This window comes from Methylobacterium oryzae (assembly GCF_036441375.1).
Lineage (GTDB): Bacteria > Pseudomonadota > Alphaproteobacteria > Rhizobiales > Beijerinckiaceae > Methylobacterium > Methylobacterium oryzae_A.
The window spans coordinates 43,090-61,966 of the sequence record NZ_MLCA01000009.1; the positions used below are offsets into that span (position 1 = coordinate 43,090).

The following is an 18,877-nucleotide window of genomic DNA, read 5'->3' on the forward strand; positions in this document are numbered from 1 at the left end:
TGACGGTCGTGATGGCGGACCTGGGTCGCTCCGTCAGCGCGCGCGACCTTCTCGCCGGGATCCGGCCGGGTCGCCGGCAACGGTCGCGCTCCATCGCTCCGACGACCTAGGTAAATGCTTGAACGTCATCTGGAATGCGATCCGCCGATGGAGCGGACGCCGCCTGGCCTCTGGTTGCAACGATCGAAGGAGGCTCGCGCAGCTTCTCTTTCGTCCCGCGCGAAGGACTTGTCTATAGGGCGTGTAGCCACGCGGGGTCTTGAGCCGATAGGGCGGCTGTAGGCGTCTACGGACAGCCTGAGGTAGGCCCGGAGGGTTTGGTGTGGAAAAATCGAACCCGTCTCTTCAGCGTGAAAGGCTGATGTCCAGTTGTGTCCTTGCGTCAGCCTACCACCGGCTGCCGCCTGACCACGGCACTGCTGGGAGCAATTCGGCACACATCATGGCGGGAGCCGCTCGTGCGGCCTTCACTTCCATCGCCGGAGGCGCTCAGGCCTCCATTCGAACGGGTCCCCGACCCACCCTGTTTCGTTCCGCCGCCTGAACCAGCGCATCAAGGCGGCGACCTCCGCCGCTGAGAAATCCCGAACGTGGTTCCGCAGGACGGTCGTGAACGCTTCGAGGCTGGCGGGCAACGTCGGTGCCTGCTCTCCCCAGTATGTGAATTCCTCGGACAGCAAGACACGGTCGGACATGCCGGTGTCGTTCTTCAGGAACTCCTCGTTCACGACGCCGCCGATCTTGCTGTGCCGGGAATCCGCCTGGATCCAGGGGCGGCTAGGTGAGTCGCGGTGATAGATGTTGTCACCGAACCTCTGCATGAAGCTGCCGTTGACGACGGGCTTTTTCAGCGCGAACCGCGGATCGCGCCAGTAGGCGTCGTAACTCGTGATCTCCGTCACGCGCATGAAGAAGACCGCCCGCCCGCGGTAGCGATACCCTGACGCCCCCATGCCGAGCACCCAGTCACCGACCTGGGCGTTCTTGCGGATGCTTGGCTTGCAAGTGGCGAGGGTCAACACGCCGTAGAACGGGTTCGGCGCGAAGCCGTGGTCCTGCGCGACGGTGTAGCACCAGACGGTCATGGCAACCTCAGCACTTCTTCTTCCGCGGAAGCGTCTGTGCCGGCCTCGGCCTTCCGTTGGGCTCCTCCCACACCGGCTCCTTGCCGAAGACGGCCCTGCGGATCTTCTCGGCCTTGTTCTCCACGGCGCCGCTGCCGACACGGTCGAGAGCCGGCGGGACGGACAATCCCTCGCAACCCGCCAGCCAGACGCCGACGACCCGTTTCCCCGCTCGGACCGCCCCCTGGACCAGATCCGCGACCCTGGGGTCTGCGATGGTTTCCGGGCAGAGCGGGATGACGACGACGTCAGCGGCGGCTACGCACGCCTCGAAGTCGCCCAACCCCCGGCGGTCGGCGCAGACGAGCGCACCGCCCAGGCCCTCGATCAGGTCCCGCAGCGCGGCAACCTCGGCCTCGCGGGCCGGAACCGGGCAGACGAAGACCCTGTCGCCTTCCACATCGATTGGCATTGCTGATCCTTGCCGTGCGCGTACTGCTACCTAAGGTAGGTATGGCTTGGCCGGAGACTCTTCAATGCTGGTGACCTCCCGGAACATAAGTTTTGCGACCGTTGAGAGCATCGGCGCGCTCATGGACACGGGAAAGGAGGTCACGGTCGGAAAAGACAGGACCAAGGAACTGATCCATCAGGTCACGGTCCTGGAACGGCCGCTCGAACGGTTCCTCTTCGTGCCCGAGCGCCGCAACGACGTCTTCGCCCAGATCGCCGAGGCCCTCTGGGTCGCTGCCGGGCGCAACGACATCGAATGGCTTTCCCGCTACCTGCACCGCGCCGCCGAGTTCTCGCAGGACGGGGGACGGACATGGCAGGGTGCGTACGGCCCCCGCCTACGCCGGTGGTCGCACGCCGGCATCGATCAGGTTGCCCACGTCAAGCGCATCCTGAGCGAGGACCCTGCGAGCCGCAGGGCCGTCATGAGCCTGTTCGACCCCGAGACGGACCTGACGGGGACCGCCGACATCCCATGCAACAATTGGTTGAGCTGGATCGTCCGCGACGGTCGCCTCCACCTGGCCGTGGCGGTTCGGAGCAATGATGTGATGTGGGGCTTCTCGGGGGCGAACGCTTTCGAGTGGAGCGTCCTGCATGAGATGCTGGCGCACTGGCTCGGCGTTGCGGTCGGCAGCCAGACTTGGATCGCCTCCTCGTTCCACGTCTACGAGCGGCATTGGAGCCGTGCCGCGCGCATCACCGAGAGCTTCCATCGCCTCACGCCCTACGATTTCGGTGTCACCCGCGCCGAGTTCCGAACCTCGTGGGATGATCTCGACCGGACCCTATCGTCGTGGTTCGAGGCTGAGGCGGCGATGGCCGCCGATCCCGATGCGCCGATACCGCAGGGCGTGGCTGTGACGGATCCATTCCTGAAGGCGTGCCTGCACGCTCTTAGGATCCGGTGTGGATCCGCGTCTTGGGGGGAGGACAGGCTTCGTAAGGAACTGGCGGGACTTCCGCATACGGATGTCGCGGCCGCGGTTTGGGAGCACTTCTCGCGAGATGAGCCGGGTCGGCTGGCCGCCCTGAAACCGGGCGGCCTCGCCGAATTCTTCGCCGCCGGCGCCACGCCGGGCGCCCCGGACCAACGCTTCAGGCAAGGCATCAAACGGTTGCATGCGCGGAAGGACCGCCTCTACGGGGCAGCCTGGAAACGGCGCGGCGAACTCGTCAGCGTGCTTCCGAACGTGGCGAGGAAGGTGGACCGACTGGAGGTGTTCCTGAAGGACGGCATCCGGGCCGGCGACGAAGCCGTCTTAGATACCGCCATCGACCTATACGTCTATGCGACGAAGTACAGGCTCCTCCTGGAAGAGCGCGAGGAGCCTTCCGGACTGCTACCGCCCGATGCGGCGAGCCCGTTCAGCGACCACGACGAGAACTTCGAGGGCCTGGTCGACGGCGACGGCTTCGAGGATGGCGCTGTCGATCCAGGTCCCGGGATACGAAACGGGGTGGACCTCTTCGAGAGGCTTTGGCGCTCGGCGACCGATGGTGCGAGCTTGGTCGTAATACGAGACCTCTCAGACCAGCTACGCGACGCGGCACGCCGCATCGTGGCGGACGCGGCATACGGAAAGCCGGCTGCCGTGAGTGCGTTCTCGGCCACGGAAGCACGCTACCGGGAAGAGGGTGAGCGGTCTTGACCCCCGCGGATCTCACCAAAGTGTTGGACGAGCTGGCGGAAGCGCTGGCGTTGCGGCCGGGCGCGAGGGTCGGCGTGGTCGGGCGTTCGGCCGCGACGTCGAAGGTCATCGGCTTCCTATCGTCGCTTGGCGCCTATAGCCGGATGACCGGGCTATATGCCCCGGATGGCGATGACGCTGCCGGTCCAGCCGAGTCGGGCTACGTCCCCTTCGAACGCCTCGCGGCGGATCGCCCGGACATGGTCGTGGTGGCCGACGACGCCGGGAAGGAGGCGCTCCTCATGGCGATGGTGCCGCATCTCGATCCCGGCACCCGCATATTCCTCGGCGGGTATGGCCACCTGGGGTTTCGCGACGCCGTGTTCGCGCGGATCGTCCGCGACGCGCTGGTCCCCTCGCTCGCGAACGGCTATCCGAACTGTCAGATCCATCTCTACCAATGCCTGCGCTCGGCCGCCCGGCTCGGCCTGAAGGGCGTCGTCGCCGAATTCGGGATGTTCCGCGGGGGGACCACGATGCTGCTGTCCCGCTTCGTCGAGGCCTTGGGCATGGACTGGAAGGTGATCGGCTTCGATACGTTCAATGGGTTCCCCCCTTCTCGCAGCATCCTCGACCTCTACCGGCACCCCGACTGCGTGTTCTTGGACGAATCGGCGGCGCGCAGATACCTTGAGGGCCGCAACGTCGAGATCGTGGCTGGCGACGTCGTGGAAACCGTGGGGCGGCTGGCGACGGAAGAAGTGGTGCTGGCCTTCGTCGACACGGACAACCACGCGTCGGCTTCGGCGATCCTCGACGTGATCGCGGACCGGGTGGCGGTCGGGGGGGCGATCGTGTTCGACCACTGGGCCGGACGCGATCGGTTCCTCTACACGGTAGGCGAACGCATCGCCGCGTCCCGCCTCGTCGACGATCGCCGATATTTTAACCTGCACGACACCGGGGTCTTCCCAAGGGTGGTGTGACGGAGGCCAGTCTCATGCACACGCACGCCCGGTTAGCCCCCCCGGTCCCACGTCGGGGGGTGTATGAGATCTACTGGACGTTCGCGTCCCGTCGCCACGGGGCCTTCGAGCGGCGCGTCGCGGGCGAGCCGGGCCCATGGACGTCCGACCCGATCCTGAATACGTACAAGTTCTGCAACGTCTTCCGGGCTGCGGATCGTGTCTCGCAGTACATGATCCGCGGCGTCGCCTACGCGCACGATGCTGGCTCGTACGCGGACCGCGTGTTCCAGATCGTGGCCTTCCGGACCTTCAGCAACATAGCGACCTGGGAGGGCGTCCGGACCATTCTCGGTGGCGCGCCTCGCCTGGATGACCTCACGTCAGGCCGGTTCGAGCAGACACTGGATCGGGTCAAGGCGTCGAACGGAGGCCTCTACACCGGCGCCTTCATCCTGTGCGCCAACAAGGCGTATGGCTTCGACGAGAAGCACCGCAACCACGTTGCCCTGTTCAAGCACATGTTCGGCGGCGGCCGCCTCCACGATGCCGTGCGGGGGGCGAACTCGCTCGAAGGCGTCGTGCGCGCCCTCGAAGGTTTTCCCTTGATGGGGCCGTTCATGGCCTACCAGACGGCCGTGGACCTGAATTACTCGGACCTCCTGGGCTTCTCCGAGGACGACTATACCCAGGCCGGCCCCGGGGCCCTGCGTGGATTGCGCAAGGCGTTCCATTCGCTCGGTGACTATACGCCGTCCGACGCGATCCAATGGATGGTCGAGCGACAGGAAGCGGAGTTCAAGCGCCTGGGCTTGGAGTTCAGGGGGCTGTTTGGCCGAAGGCTGCATGCCATCGATTGCCAGGGGCTGTTCTGCGAGCTGGATAAATACTGCCGCGAGGCAGTTCCGGAACTTGCGAGCAACCGCTCGCGCATCAAGGCGCGATTCTCGGCGTCATCCCTGGGCATCGACCTGTTTTTCCCGCCGAAATGGCACCTCGACTTGCCGCCGGCGTCGACGTTGCCGGCCGTTGCGCGCGAGCCAGCCGCCCCGCAGATGACCCTTGGGCTCGATGATGTCCATGCCGATCAGCTTGCTCAGACGGACCGCCCGTCCGCTAGGCGCGGGCCACGACGTGAACGTTCCCGGGGAAGGGGGGACGACGGCTCCGGGTCGGCGATGCTGCTCTGAAGCTTAGCCCGGGAAGCCGGATATGGATCGAGCCTCGACCGCGGGACCGCCCAGTCGGTTCTGGCGTTCTTCCTTGCTCGTGGTGTCAGCGGTCGCCTTTCGGACACCTATGCAGGTCATGGACGGGCATCCCCGTTCACGGACTTGCGACCGAGCGGCGTTTCTCGGTTGGCCGGACGTCCAATCCGCCTCGCAGGACCCAACTTAGACGCGGTGGCGACAACTTCTTTACCTCAATCATGTTCGTTCCCAGCACGCCTTGGTTGCGCTGACGGATCTAAGGTCCGTATCTGCCCAAGAGGGGAAACATGACTGAGAACATGGAAACAGCAAATCCGAGCGAGAAAGTTTCCGTCGTCGAGCGCATACTAAGCGCCTTTGTTGCGGCTGTTTCCGCCGAGGAAGGCTTCGAGGAGATTTCGCATCGGCTGCAATTGAAGCTCATTGAGGAGAAAGATCACACTGACGATGCTCTCGAAATGGCCCTGTTTGGGGCTTCTCATTCATGATCAAGGTTGAAGAGCTTCATATCTTCGAATTCCGTGGCATCAAAAAGCTGAATTTGAATTTGAACCGAAGGAACTTTGCTGTCTGCGGCGCGAATGGGACTGGCAAGAGCGGCGTCGTCGACGCCTTGGAGTTCGTGCTGGCCGGGACGATCTCGCGCCTGACCGGGAAGGGCCGCGGTGACATCTCGGTGAAGGTGCACGGGGCCCACGTCGATTGCCAAAGCGATCTGGAGAAGGCGGCCGTCGAGGCCGTCGTATGGATCCCGTCGCTGAACAGGACCGTAAGGGCGCGCCGCACCGTGAAGGCCCCGTCGGTACTGAAACTGACGCCCGACAGCCCCGAGGCGCGGAAGGTATTCCGAAAGCTGGAAGCGCATCCGGAGTTCGCGTTGAGCCGCCGGGAGATTATCCGCTTCGTGCTGGCTGAGCCCGGCCAACGTGCCAAGGATGTCCAGGCGCTTCTCAAACTCGATGAGCTCGAAGCGCTGCGGTTACGTCTTCAACGGATCGCCAATGCGGCGGCGTCGACATCCAAGAAGGCTCTGACCGACCGCAACGCGGCAGGCGCCGTTCTGGCTCGGGCGATGGACATTGCCGAGGTGGCGGACCCGTTGGTCCTTGAAGCCGCTAACATGCGCCGCGCGGTCCTGGGACTGGCACCGCTACCGGAACTGGGCTCGGCGGCATCCCTCCGCGAGGGAATGGCGTCCGTGAATGGCAAGCAGGCTTCGCGCGTCATCAAGGCTGTCGCCAAGGTCGACGTTGCAGCGGCAACGGCGTCCCTTAACTCGCGAGTCGGCGACGATTTCGCGGCGCTGTTGGAGGAGGCGAAGGCGGCGACGTGCGCGCTCCAGGTGGATGAGGCGATGCTCAACGCCGTTGTCCGTGACGACTTCCTCAAGACCGCCCTGGAACTCTACGACGGGGAGGTCTGCCCCGCCTGCGATACCCCGAAATCGCTGGAGGAATTCGGTTCCACCATAGGCCGGAAGCGCGCGAAACTCGAAGAGGTCAGGTCGCTGCGCGAAAGGGCGGAACGGGCAATCGCGCCGTTGAGCGCCGCTATCGAGGTTGACCTTGCCCTAGCCCGGACCGTCTATCCGGATGCCAAGCTTCTGCTTGACGAAGCGGAACTGAAGGTCCTCGCTGACCACGGGTTGGCGCTGAAAGCCGCTGCGGCCCAGCTCCGCGCCTTCCTCCCCCTGAGCCTGACGCTCGGCGTCCTCGAGGAACTGGCGTCGCAAACGGCGGCCATCGAATCCTTCGGGCGGCTCGAAACGCTCATAGACGGGTTGCCCGAGCCGTCCGACCAGGATGCCGCGCAGGAGTACCTGATCGCCGCCCAGCACAGACTGGAAGCCTTTAGGAAGGCGAGCGCCACGGCCGAGGTGGCCGAGGATCGGGCCTTCAAGGCCCGGAGGGTGTTCGACCTGTTCAAGCTGACGTCGGACACCGCGCTGGAGGGGGTGTACGCGGAGGTCCAGCGCGATTTCGCGGATCTCTACAGGCGCATCAACTCGGATGACGAAGGAGCCTTCGAGGCAAAGCTGGATCCGACCCTGGGCCGGCTGGGCTTCGGGGTGGATTTTTACGGCCGCGGCTTCTTCCCCCCTGGGGCGTATCATAGCGAGGGGCACCAGGACAGCATGGGGCTGTGCCTCTACCTCGCGCTGATGCGGCACCTTCTCGGAAGCGGTTTCACCTTCACAGTCCTGGACGACGTGCTGATGTCAGTCGACGCCGGCCACCGGCGGGAGGTGTCCAAGCTCCTTCGCGCCGAGTTCCCAGACACGCAGTTCGTCCTGACGACGCACGACAAGGCGTGGCTCAAGTTCATGGGGACGACCAAGCTCGTCGAACCGAAGGACACGGTGCACTTTCGGAAATGGACTGTCGCCGATGGCCCGACCGTCTGGGCGAAGGGGGATGTCTGGGACGAGATCCGAAGCCTCGCCAGCGGCGACGACGTGTCGGGTGCCGCAGCGCTCCTCAGGCGGTCCCTGGAGCACATGGCGTCCGAGTTCTGCCAGGCGTTGCGGGTCAAGGTCGAGTTCAGCGTCGACGGGCACCACGACCTGGGCGACCTACTCGACCCGGCGATCAACCAGTTGAGGTCCCTCTACAAGGAGGCACGGGTCGCCGCGGATAGCTGGAAGGCCTCGGATCGGATCGAAGCCATCCGACGTCTGGAAAAGGCACTCGAGGAGACGGCGAGCCTGGCGAAGGTCGAGCAGTGGCAGATCAATAGGACGGTCCACTATAACGAATGGGCGAATTTGCACCGGGACGAGTTCCTCGCCGTCGTCAATGCCTTCCATGCGCTATGCGTCCTGTTTGAATGCGACGCGTGCGGCGTTCCCATCGAGGTTAGTCCTCCACGCGGCAGCCGGGAGTACATCCAGTGCCTGTGTGGCGAGGTGAAGTTCTCCTTCATGAAGAAGCCCAAGGAGAGGCCTGCCACGTCATCTCCAGCGGTCTCACGAGCGCTGTCCTGATCCTGCAGGCTGCCCAACCAGCGCGCCGCCGTCCGTCCGTTCAGGGTAGCCTTCAAGAGGCGCGCAGTGAGCCTCGTTCCGTCCACGGATCTTCGCCCTGTCGACTGAGAGGATCGCCGGACGACGGCTCCGTGAGTGACGCAGCCTCGAGGGCATGCTTTGCAAACGCTTCCCTGGATGGTGGATCCCAGCGCCGACAGTGCATGACCAGGAGCCAACGGACGACGATGAGCGGGAGGCCGACGAGGAGGCACAGGGGCAGGCCGAACAGCCCGGCCAGGATCAGGGCCACCTTCGTCGGCGCGAACGGGGACTCCTTCCTGTGGGTGGGATCGCGGATGAGCACCCAGCGGATCGGCGCGACGGGCAGGCCGCCGTGCCGCCACACCGCGGTGTCCGAGGCGATCTCGATCGTGCGCTCGCCCGCCCCGTACCAGCCTGGCACCACGACCGCGTGCCAGCGCGTGTCCTCGGCCGCGAGGGTCGCGGCGAGCGTCGGCCGCCGCGCGCCTTTGGTCCGCAGGCGCCCGATCGTGCCGGGCGGGCGCGGCGGGGCGGGATCGTAGAGTGCTGTGTCGAGCCGCAGGCGGGTGATCGCGGTGATGCGGGCGCGGCGCATCGCGTCGAGGAACAGCAGGGCCGAGAAGCCGCTGTCGCCACCACCACGCGGTCGCGCCCCGGCAGCCACCGGCGGGCCTGGAGGGCCAGTTGGCCACCGATGTCGAGCAACGGCTTGTGCCGGCGGCCCCGTTCGCGACAGGCGCGCTCTGACGGGACCAGCGCGTTTAGGAACGGCAGCGCCCAGACGCGCCCCGCCCGGGGATCGGGGCGAGCAACGTCAGGCTCATCCAGCGCAGCCCACTCGCTTTGGCAAGATGGCTGTCGGAGGAGCGAACCGGATCACGGTAGATCCCCTTGGTCGCGATGCGCTTGCCGCGGCGGCGCTCGATCATGTCCAGTCCCAGGACCACGGGGCCGCGTTGCGCGAACGCATCGACGAGGAGCCCGAGCAGGATACGGCCGCCGGAGCGCGGGCACCACGCCGCCCGGTTGAGGATGCGGTGGACGTTCACGAACCGCCGCTCCTGCGCACGGCCCAGAATGCGCAGGACGCTCGCCACCGTGCGGGGGCCCGGCGCCAGGATCGCGCCGATCAGCAACAGCTGAGCATGGCGCCACGAGCGGTGGACGAACAGCGGCGCGAACGCCAGGATGATCCCGGCGAAGCGGGCAGGCAGGGGCAGCATGGTGGTGTCTCTTGGCGGGGACGCCACCAACCTACCCGCCACGCCCGCTTCGTCACCTCACACCCTAAACGACCCGTCCGATTGGCCAAAGTCGAGCTAGCCCTTACCGCACCTGACACGCTGGCCAGCGCGACCACCGACCGCGGGCCCCGATTGGAGCGGGAACGCGCCGTCCCGACGGGAGCCGAAACCTCGTTGGGACAGCGCCCCGATCGCCAAGCTGCCAACCTCGGTCCGGGCCGACACCCGGCGCCCTGCCCCGCCTACCCGCCGAGCAGCATAGTCCCCTGCTCGGCGGCGGACCCGTCGCACGCTTCGCGCCGGCTTCATCCCATCCGCGGATTCACCGGGCCTTCCCTCGCCCGACGAGGGGGGCCGATGATCGTCGCCTGTGTGCAGACTCACTTGCCCATCGTCGAAAGCCTCGGTTGCAAGGGATACGCCTTATCCGGGGCTTGCCGCTCCGCCCCGGCAAGCGGCCGGTAGGACCGCACGACAGGGACGGCCGGCCCGGAAGCTCGGCCTTCATGCAGACCGGTATCCGCGGCGAGGTCCGGTCCCGTGGCGCCTGTCTGGTGCTGCGGGATCGTCACGAGCCGGCAACGCTCGACCGGTTGGGGATGGATGACGACCGCATCCGCCAGCCCGACAGGATCGTCGTCGGCGATGGATATCCAGGTCCTACCGCTAGTACGCGTGCGGCGGGGCATCAGGGCGTTCCGTATCGGCCGCATTCCCGGGTGTTTCCGCGTCGTCCGGCATCGACACGCGCCCTATGGCGGGCATGGGAATGCGCTGGCCGTCGCGGTACCATTCCTCCACCAAGGTTTGGCCTGAACTCATGACCTTGTATGCCGATTGCCCATCGACTGAGTGAAGTTTGCCGAAGCGCTGGGTGGTGATCACGCCGCGTCCCTCGCCAACCATCCGGTACTTCCTCAGGATACAGCCCTTCTCGGCGAGCCGCCCCTCGAAGCATGAGAACTCGGACGGCGTCAGGATCGCGATCCTGTCCCGGGCCCACAGGGCCAAGGCGGTGAAGGTCCAGTTCGCGGCCTCTCCCTCGAACAAGTCCGCCGGACCGATGACCCATCGCCCGTCGTCGCCGCACCCTGCGCCGACGGCCTCCCAGGCGGCCGCCTCGGAAGCGAAGCGCTTGCCCCGCTTCCGCAGATAGCGCCTACCGATCTCGACGATGGTCGCATGGGTGACGAAGCACGCCGCGAACATCGCCTTCGGCCCTAGGCTTTCCGAGGGATCGAAGTGATTGACGAGGATGTCCGAGGTCGATCCGATGGCTCCGGAAAGCCAACCCACGATGCCGTTGACGGCGAGGACGCCTGCCGCACCCGAAAGGAGGCTTCCCAACCCGACGGTGAACGTGCGCGATGAGGTAGCGTTGGCCGCATCACCGATTTCGAGATTTACGAACGCGCGTTCCGGATCGCTGGGAGGACCGAAGCGGAAGGCCGCCGGCGAACTTGCGGGGCGGACATCCCCGCTCTTGCCGGCAACCGTAAGCTTGAAAAGGTCCATGTCCCGAATCCCTGTGAAATCGCTTGTGACCGGGATGGTACGTGGCCGGCAAGAAAGTCGGAACGGCCCTCCGTCATGCGGGGTCCATGGCGCGATGAACATCATGCGCCGCGGCGGCCGCCCATGAAGGCGGCCCGCGCCCGTCTCCGCTGCGACCGCGCCGAGACGGCGACGACTCGGCAGGCGAGCTCCCGCCGGGATCCGGACCGACGGGTCGCCCGAGCGACCGGCGACGCCAAGCCCCGGAGGACCCGGGGAGTGCGGCTTGCTTCGGCGATGGAAGGCCGAACCGATCGAGGCCGGCACCGACCTGGCGCATGGTCGGGATGCACGGCCGGGCACATCGGGGGGCCAATCGGCCAGTCTCATGTACGACCCGGCACGCATGGCTACCGGCAATGACGCCTTGTCCGGTGTATGGTCAGGGGATGAAGCGGTGCGGGTCGGGCCTGAACCGGTCCGGGTCGTTGGCGGGGCCTGAAAGGTGGCTTGGAACGGGGCCATCCGGCGCGGCGTCTCGACATGCGTGGCGAGGTTGTGGGTTGCGACGAACGCCGGGATATGCGCCTTCCAGCTCGCCGGACGGTCGTGCTCGATGAGCATGGCGATTGCCTTGCCGATCGTCCGGCTTATCCGCTCGGCACGGCCCTCGGTCCAGGGATGGCGAGGCTCGGTCCGACGATGCTCGATGCCGCGCCCGATACAGATACGATCGATGATGTGGAGCCCGGGAAACCGTCGGCACGGCCCTGCTCGTCAGCGCGGCGGCGAACGAGATGCCGTCGTCGGTCACGACCGCGTGGACGTGATAGGGAAGGTCGCCGCGACGTTCCTGTCTCCGCCGCCGTCCTTGTCCCGATCCTCGCCCCCTGCCCAGGGGCAAGGGGATCGACCGGACGAGGCCCGCGGTACCTGCCAGCCTCGACGACGGATCAACTTCGTCTGGGCCATGAAGGCCGGCCCCGCCGCTGCTGCCCACGTCGAGCGTCATTAGCCTCAGCGCGAGTGGATGGGGTACTCACAAGCCCTAGCATCACGATATGTCCTGGGTGAGGCATGCCGATGTGGGCACGGTCTGTTCGCCGTGTGCGTCGCGCGAGCAGCCCTACGCCGATCGGCGCGACCTTGGACAGGTCGGGTCTTATGCCTGACGTGGTTTCTGGTAAGCTCGGTGTTCAGGCTTCAGCGTGAGGGGTGCGCTTGCTAGCGCCTACCGCTCCGGGGACAGGATAACTAGGAATTATGGGTCGGCGCATCCTACGCAACCGCCGTCACGCGGGTTTAAGGGTCTTTCCGGAGGATTTCGACCAAGTTGCCGCACGGTTCAGACACATCATTGATAGCTCCATTCATATCGCTTTGCCGGGCGCCGTGTCCGATACCGTTGTTCCCTCCGAGAGCGACTACGCCCCTCTCGTCCTAACCGCGAGGAGCATGCTCGGCTNGGCCGGTGTCCACCAGCGGGCGAGCGGCACCTCGCCCCGCGCGGACCGGGCGCGGAAATCCGGCAGCGGCCGGGCCTCAGGACGGGCCGAGCGGGAATCCGCGTGGCGTTCCGCGAGGGCGCGGGCCCGCGCCAGCAGCGGCGTGCCGGTCTCCGGCGTGACCATCCGGACGAACTGCGCGAAGCCGATCGCGGCGCGGAGCACGCCCGCCTCGCCGGCCGCGCCCCAGCGGCGCCCGGCCGGACCGTGCCGCTCGAGCCCGTGCAGGAGGGCGCGGAAGCGGCGCAGCGTCTCGCGCGGCACGCCGACCCGCTCGTTCACGGTCAGCCCGGTCACCTCCTGGTGCCGGCCGCGGCGCATCACCCGGGTCTTGTCCGGATGGACGGTGAAGCCCTCCCCGGCGACGATGGCGTGGACGTGTTTGAGCAGCGCGCCGACCTTCCCGGCGGCGGCGCCGGAGGCCGAGAAGGTCAGGTCGTCGGCGTAGCGCGTGTAGGTGAAGCCGAGGCTGCCGGCGAGGCCGGAGAGCCGGGCGTCGAGCCGGGTGCAGACGAGGTTGGTGAGCGCGGGACTCGTCGGCGCGCCCTGCGGCAGCCGGCGGGGCCCCCGGGCGGCGTACAGGCGGGCGCCGTCGATCTCGACCGCGTCCACGTCCGGCTCGGTGCAGAGCAGCGCCAGCACGGTCGCCACCGGCTCGGCGTAGCCCAGGCCCCGGAACTTCCCCTTGATCCGCCGGTAATCGAGGCTCGGGAAGAAGTCCTTGAGGTCGAGATTGACCACGACGTCCCGCCCGACATGGGCGGCGGCGTTGGTGACGATCGAGCGGCCGGGCACGAAGCCGTGGGCCGCCGCGTGCACGGGGGCGTGGGCGAGGAGCGCGTCGAGGATCCAGTACTGCGCCCGCTTCAGGCGCGGCATCGGCGCCGAGATGCGGCGCAGCCCGCCCGCCTTCTTGGGGATGGTGAAGCGCCGGTAGTGGCTCACCGTGCTGAGCGCCCGGTCGTAGGCGAGGAAGCGCAGCTCGCCGAGACCGATCCCCATGGCCTCGGCCAGCGCCTTCGGGCTCGCCAGGGGCGGGAGACCGGGGGCGGGCCCCCGTGCGGGCGCGTCCGCGTTCGCGAGGCCGGCCGAGACGCCGTCGCCGAGATGGAGGATCTCCGCCTCCCGGCGCGCGTGCCACGCCTGCGCCCGGGCGTGGCGGTCGCGAGCGTTACGCAGCCGCGTCTCGCGCCGCCGCTCCAGCGCCGCCTTCTTGCGGCGGCGATGCATCTCCTTGAGGGCGGCCTCCGGGTCGCGCCACGCCGCCTCCCGCCGGTGCAGGTCGGCGAGGGCGCGGGCGATCTCGCCGCGGCGGTGGATCAGGTCGTCCGGCGGGTTGGGTTGCGCTTCCCCGTCCGGCCAGAAGCCGAGCCGGATCATCTCCTCGAGGATGACCTCGTCCTTCGAGCTCTCGCGGATCCGGTCGTAGAGCTGCTGGCGGGTCAGGCTGCCGGGCTGCTGGCTCATCGGCGACCTCCGGCGCAGGCAGGAGGCGTGACGGGGGACGTCGGCCGGGATGCCTTCGTCAAGTCTCGGGACTGGCCCGGTCCACTCGACGCCGGCACGACCACCGGTGCGCGTTTGGGTTCAGCGAACCCAAACCGCGAACGCGCACCGGTGGTCAGTGCCGGCCCAGTGAAGAGCGGGCCAGTGACGCTTTGCTGGGCAGGGTGCAGGGACGGCGAATCGCCGCCCGAAATGCAAGGTCCGCCCCGGCCGACGCCCCTCGTCGCGGTCAGGATAGGCCAGGCGCGCTCCCGCATCAATCGGGCCCGCCTCACGCCTGCCACCGCGCGGGCCTGCCTTCGACCTGGGCGTGGACGAGGCGGCGCACCGCCAGCATGTGCTCGCAGGGGCCGCGGGTCAGCCGGTTGCGGGTGTAGAAGCCGCACTGGCAGCTGCCGCCGACCATGCGGTCGTCGGGATCGAGCTCCACCGCGGGCGTCAGGCTCCGGCCGTCGTCCAGCACGGTCCCGCTCAGGCGCCGCCTGTCGCCGGCCTGCTCGACGGGCCCGAGGGTGACCAGTCCGGCCGCCAGGAACCGGTCGGCCTTGGCCTCCTGCTCGGAGGCGAAGCGCAGGGCGCCCGGCGCCAGCGGCTCCCGGGTCAGCTCCCGCAGGCGGTAGACCCGCTTGTCGAGGTCGAACATGGCGCGGCCCGCCTGCACGTAGCCGCCGAGCGCCGCCTCCACGGTCGACCGGTCGAGGCCGGTCTCGGCGGCGAGTTGCCCGGTGTCGGCGGCGTGGTGGCGCCGGAGCGCCGCGAAGACCCGGGCGGCGGTGTCGGCGTCGACGTCGGCCCGGGGCGCGAGCAGGTCGAACTGCCCGGCCCGGGACCAGTCGTTGGCGGTCCAGCCCGACAGGCCGAGCGTGAAGCGCAGGCCGCCGAAATCCACCACCGCGAAGGCGGGGAGCCCGGTGCCGAGGAGGTGCAGCCGCACCGACCGGGCGAGCGGCAGGGTCCGGGCCAGGATCGCGAGGCGGCGGCGGCCCCACAGGCGGATCTCCGCGGCCCCGCCCCCGCGGTAGATCGAGCGCCGGAAGGTCAGCCGCTCGTTCCAGGGCTCGATCAGCACGCTGACCGGCCGGCCGGGCTCGAGCAGGAACCGCAGGGAGCGCGGGCCGTGGCGCTCCCGGCGCGCGGCGAGGCGGGTCAGGATCGCGTGCATGTCGACCGGGTGCAGGTCCACCACGTGGGCGGGCTGCGCCATGGCGCTCGACACCTGCAGGAAGCCCCGCATCCAGGAATCGGGCAGGTCGATCTTGTCCTCGCGATAGGCGGCCTCGCCGGAGGTCTGGACCGCGAAGCCGGTCGGGTCGATCGCCAGCTCGGTGTCGCGGTAGCTGCGGATCTTCTGGAACTCGTCGTAGAGGGCGTGGCTGTAGTCGATGTTGGTCGTGCCGCAGGCCATGTCGCCGATGCGCGCGAAGGTGTCGTGGTCGCAGGACAGGCGCCCGTAGCTCGACTCGTCGAGGCTGAACGCCTCGAAGAAGACCTCGTCCGGGTGGACCGTGATGACCGGGTCGAGCACGATCCAGGCGTCGAGGTTCTCCCGGTAGAGATAGTCGAAGTACCGCTTCCGCGCGTCGTAGAACGGCCGCATCACCGCGTCGGCGCGGGCCGCGATGTCCCGGCTCTCGGCGCGCAGGGCCTCGATCTCCGCGCGCAGGCTGTCCTTCTCGGCGAGCGCCTCGGCCAGGAGTTCCTGCTCGTGGGCCTGGAGCCACGCGAAATAGGCGGTGCGGTCCTTCGGCTTGAAGCGCAGGTCCGACACCACGACGTGGTGCAGGGCCGAGATCGCCTCCCGGAACGGCAGGTGCCGCGCCACCGTCCCGGCGAAGTAGGTCGGCTCGCGCAACGTGTCGGGGACGAAGCCGAGCCGGGTCGCGTCCGCGTCCGAGACGGCCCGGCTCGCGCCGAGGTAGCGATGGACGAAGTTCATCGGGCCCCTTCCGAGACGGGTGCCGAGGGAGAGACGGGGCCCCGCGCCTCCGGCGGGTGCCGGACGAGGGGCACGGCGAGGCCGGGATGGGCGTCGGCGACGTCGCGCAAGGCCAGGATCGCGGCGCTGCGGTCCCGGGCCGTGCCGCTCAGGGTGAGATCGGTGAAGAGCGGCAGCAGCGCCTCGGCGCGGGCGCGGCTGCGCAGGGCCTCGGCCCGGAGGAAGGCGGCCATCCGGTCCTTGGCGACCCGGCCCCGCAGCACCTGCAGCATCACGATGCGGGCGAGCGGGACCAGCCGCGCGAAGGCCGCCTCGCTCGCCACGGCCTGCTCGGTCAGGAGTTCGGTGAGCAGGAGATGCATGGAGGGAGCGGGGTGCTCCAGGAGGCGCAGGACCTGCGCCTCCGCGTCTCCGGGCCGGAGCCGGGCGCGCAGGAGATGGCGGGCGAAGGCCAGGACCTCGGGCTTGACGCTGTCGGTGACGACGGCGAGCGCCGCGGGTGTCCAGGCGGATTCCGGCCAAGCATCGAACAGGCCGCGGGCGAAGGCGAGGGTGTCGGGCCAGTCGCTCTCCACGAGGAGCACGGCCTCGGCCGCCGCGGCCTGGAACCGGGCCGGATCGGCCGCGAAGGCCGCCATGGCCCAGTCCCGCACCGTCCGGTACGGGTGGCCGCCGAGCCGGGCGATCTGGCGGACGCTGAAGGCCTCCGGCCGCCGGTCGGGCAGGAGCGCGGCGCCGAGGCGGCGGGCGCCGTCGGCGCGGNGTGCGGCGGTCTCCGGCCCGTCGGCCCGCCGGTAGCCGCCGTTGATCTTGGCGACGACCACGCTGTCGAACAGCCGGGCCGCCGCCTCGGCGGTCACGGGCCGGGGCGTCTTGGAGCCCTCGCGCAAGGTCGCGCCGCGCCGGCCGTAGCGCGTGTTGACGAAGAAGCGCTCGGGCGTCCCGAGGGCCTCGTTCTCGATCAGGTCGACGTCGTAGACCTTGTCGGAGGTGGCGTCCCGCAGGTGGAGGCGCGCCGCGCGGACGACCCTCATGCCACCGCGCCGGCACGCGCGGCCGGGCAGGGGTGCGCCGCGCGGGCGCGACGATCGACGGGTCCTCGCATCCGGGCTCCTCGCGAAACGACCGGGACGGGCGGACCGGCGAATCGCGGCGCCCGAGGCTGCGGCAACCTGCCCCAGCGGGGCCGACGGGGCAACCGCGCGCGCACGTTCCCGTGATCGGGCTTCCGCCGAGCCGGGATCGGCCCGCATGGCGGCGACCCGGAGGGCGGCCTGGGCGAAGGGGTCGGGCTCCGCGCCGGTGGCGGACAGGAAGGCCGAGAGCCGGCTCTTGGAGCCGGCTCTTGGCGGTCCCCGCTCGCCGATCAGCAGGAGGGCGCGGGAGGTGGCGAGGGTGACCCTGGCCCGCTCCACCGGCGCCGGGGCGCAGACGACCGTGGCGGGGGTCGCGCCGTCACCGCAGATGGAGCGCCGGACGGCCTGGAGCGCGAGCTGCCTTCGCCTTGCACCTGCCATCGCGCCGCACCTGCCGGCACCTCCTGCGATCGGCAGAGCATGCCCCGGCACGCGCGGGTCTCTCGCGCGGCTCCCAACGCTTCCCACGCGTTTCCCAAGCGTGTCCGCGCATCACCAAGCATCGGCGTCCCGGCGCGCCCGTCGGGCGCGGCTCCGGCGGCCCGGATCCGGTGTCGTCCCGAAGCCAGCCTACATCGATACCAAGCACAGGGTCAGGATCGCGATCTCGAAGACGATCCAGCCGCCGAGGACGACGACCAGCTCCCAATCGGTCCCCTCTTCGGTCTTGACCAAAGCGTACATGTTCGACCTCCTCGCGGAGCCCGATAGGCCGCAAGCGGGTTCAGTTCCCGAAATGGAATGCAACGCGTACGAATATTGAAGCAGATTCTGCCTCGGATTGCAATTGTGTGCACCCGCACGGGCACGGATCCAAATCAATACATCATCACCGGGAACGCACCTCTGCGCGGTCCCCGGCGCGGAAATACCGCATCGCAGCAAGTATTGTTCCGCAACCCTAGTGCCCGCCCCGGCCCGATCCAGGGGGCGTGAACGGGATCCGTCCGGCCGCGTTGCCCTCGGTACGCCCGGAGAGGCGGCCGGGGGAAACGTTCGAGGGTTCGCACATGAAGACGTTGATCAGCCTGACCGTTGCCGGCCTCCTGGCAACGGGCGCGGCCGCCACGGCCGCGGAGAATACCGGCGCCCGCATGCAGGGCTCGCCCAACGCGGCCGGCTATACGGGCAAGGGCGAGATGGGCAAGGGCGAGACGACGGGCACGACGACCGGAGCTCCGGGCTCGGAGATGCCGAAGCAGGACGGCCGGATGAAGGGGCCGCCGAACGCGGCCGGCTTCCAGCCGGGCGGCAGCGATGCCGGCTCGGCCGGAGCCTCGGGCCGGCGCTGATCCGGGCCCGCCCCGGTCGATTCCCGGCGGTCTCCTGGCCCGTCCCCGGCGTCGCGATCGCGGCCGGGGACCGGCCGCGACGGGCCCGAGCGGCGGCCGCGCGGGCTGCGCAGCGCCGGGCTGCGCAGCGCCGGGGCCCCGTCATCCCGTCGTCATCGGGCTGGCCTAGGGCGGCGCCTTCCGCCCACCCGACCGGCTGCATTCACCTGATGGATTGGTTCGACCTGCCCGAAGACACCCAGAACTCGTCGGCCGCCGAAGGGAGCCGGATGCGGCTGTACATCACCGTGGGGCTGCTCGGCATCGGCGCCCTCGGCATGGTCGGGGGGATGCTGCACATCCTCCCGGCCTGACGGCCGGCGCGGCCGCGGCG

At 68.7% G+C, this 18,877-nt stretch carries 14 protein-coding genes; 7 read left to right on the forward strand and 7 right to left on the reverse strand.

What is annotated here, in order from left to right; all coding sequences use genetic code 11:
- Window positions 1–467: 467 nt before the first annotated feature.
- Both MOTC310_RS17895 and MOTC310_RS17900 read right to left on the reverse strand, forming a co-directional pair.
- Entirely contained in the window at window positions 468–1,085 is a 618-nt protein-coding gene (locus MOTC310_RS17895; RefSeq protein WP_331302773.1) for an Nmad2 family putative nucleotide modification protein, read from the reverse strand.
- 7 nt (window positions 1,086–1,092) lie between these two features.
- A complete protein-coding gene (locus MOTC310_RS17900) occupies window positions 1,093–1,536 on the reverse strand; it encodes a hypothetical protein (RefSeq protein ID WP_331302774.1) in 444 nt (147 codons plus the stop codon).
- Window positions 1,537–1,600: 64 nt separating this feature from the next.
- Between MOTC310_RS17900 and MOTC310_RS17905 the strand changes: the two genes are divergently transcribed.
- From MOTC310_RS17905 to MOTC310_RS17925, 5 genes are all read left to right on the forward strand, one after another.
- Window positions 1,601–3,229 carry a thymidylate synthase gene (locus MOTC310_RS17905; RefSeq protein WP_331302775.1) on the forward strand — a complete coding sequence of 543 codons (1,629 nt, stop codon included), beginning with the start codon at window positions 1,601–1,603 and terminating at the stop codon, window positions 3,227–3,229.
- 20 nt (window positions 3,230–3,249) lie between these two features.
- A complete protein-coding gene (locus MOTC310_RS17910) occupies window positions 3,250–4,194 on the forward strand; it encodes a TylF/MycF/NovP-related O-methyltransferase (RefSeq protein ID WP_331302776.1) in 945 nt (314 codons plus the stop codon).
- 59 nt (window positions 4,195–4,253) lie between these two features.
- Window positions 4,254–5,363 carry a nucleotide kinase domain-containing protein gene (locus MOTC310_RS17915; RefSeq protein ID WP_331302777.1) on the forward strand — a complete coding sequence of 370 codons (1,110 nt, stop codon included), beginning with the start codon at window positions 4,254–4,256 and terminating at the stop codon, window positions 5,361–5,363.
- A gap of 308 nt (window positions 5,364–5,671) precedes the next feature.
- Window positions 5,672–5,872, forward strand: coding sequence for a hypothetical protein (locus MOTC310_RS17920; RefSeq protein WP_331302778.1), 201 nt, complete (start codon window positions 5,672–5,674; stop codon window positions 5,870–5,872).
- Window positions 5,869–8,367: an ATP-binding protein gene (locus MOTC310_RS17925; protein ID WP_331302779.1), complete on the forward strand. Its 2,499-nt coding sequence runs from the start codon at window positions 5,869–5,871 to the stop codon at window positions 8,365–8,367. Before MOTC310_RS17920 ends, MOTC310_RS17925 begins: the two co-directional genes overlap by 4 nt.
- A gap of 52 nt (window positions 8,368–8,419) precedes the next feature.
- Here the strand turns inward: MOTC310_RS17925 and MOTC310_RS17930 are convergent, their stop codons facing one another.
- From MOTC310_RS17930 to MOTC310_RS17950, 5 genes are all read right to left on the reverse strand, one after another.
- Window positions 8,420–9,055: a hypothetical protein gene (locus MOTC310_RS17930; RefSeq protein ID WP_331302780.1), complete on the reverse strand. Its 636-nt coding sequence runs from the start codon at window positions 9,053–9,055 to the stop codon at window positions 8,420–8,422.
- A 97-nt stretch (window positions 9,056–9,152) separates the two neighbouring features.
- Window positions 9,153–9,614 carry a transposase gene (locus MOTC310_RS17935; protein WP_331302781.1) on the reverse strand — a complete coding sequence of 154 codons (462 nt, stop codon included), beginning with the start codon at window positions 9,612–9,614 and terminating at the stop codon, window positions 9,153–9,155.
- A gap of 687 nt (window positions 9,615–10,301) precedes the next feature.
- On the reverse strand, window positions 10,302–11,150 hold the full coding sequence (locus MOTC310_RS17940; protein WP_331302782.1) for a hypothetical protein: 849 nt from the start codon (window positions 11,148–11,150) through the stop codon (window positions 10,302–10,304).
- A 1,403-nt stretch (window positions 11,151–12,553) separates the two neighbouring features.
- The gene (locus MOTC310_RS17945; RefSeq protein WP_331302783.1) at window positions 12,554–14,101 is read right to left on the reverse strand and encodes a reverse transcriptase family protein; all 1,548 of its coding nucleotides are present in this window, start codon (window positions 14,099–14,101) and stop codon (window positions 12,554–12,556) included.
- A gap of 310 nt (window positions 14,102–14,411) precedes the next feature.
- On the reverse strand, window positions 14,412–16,076 hold the full coding sequence (locus MOTC310_RS17950) for an SWIM zinc finger family protein (protein ID WP_331302784.1): 1,665 nt from the start codon (window positions 16,074–16,076) through the stop codon (window positions 14,412–14,414).
- A 2,146-nt stretch (window positions 16,077–18,222) separates the two neighbouring features.
- Between MOTC310_RS17950 and MOTC310_RS17955 the strand changes: the two genes are divergently transcribed.
- Together MOTC310_RS17955 and MOTC310_RS17960 are read left to right on the forward strand one after the other, a co-directional pair.
- Complete coding sequence (locus MOTC310_RS17955) at window positions 18,223–18,504, forward strand: hypothetical protein (RefSeq protein ID WP_331291475.1); 282 nt, start codon at window positions 18,223–18,225, stop codon at window positions 18,502–18,504.
- A 209-nt stretch (window positions 18,505–18,713) separates the two neighbouring features.
- Complete coding sequence (locus MOTC310_RS17960) at window positions 18,714–18,857, forward strand: hypothetical protein (protein WP_331291476.1); 144 nt, start codon at window positions 18,714–18,716, stop codon at window positions 18,855–18,857.
- The last annotated feature ends 20 nt before the right edge of the window (window positions 18,858–18,877 follow it).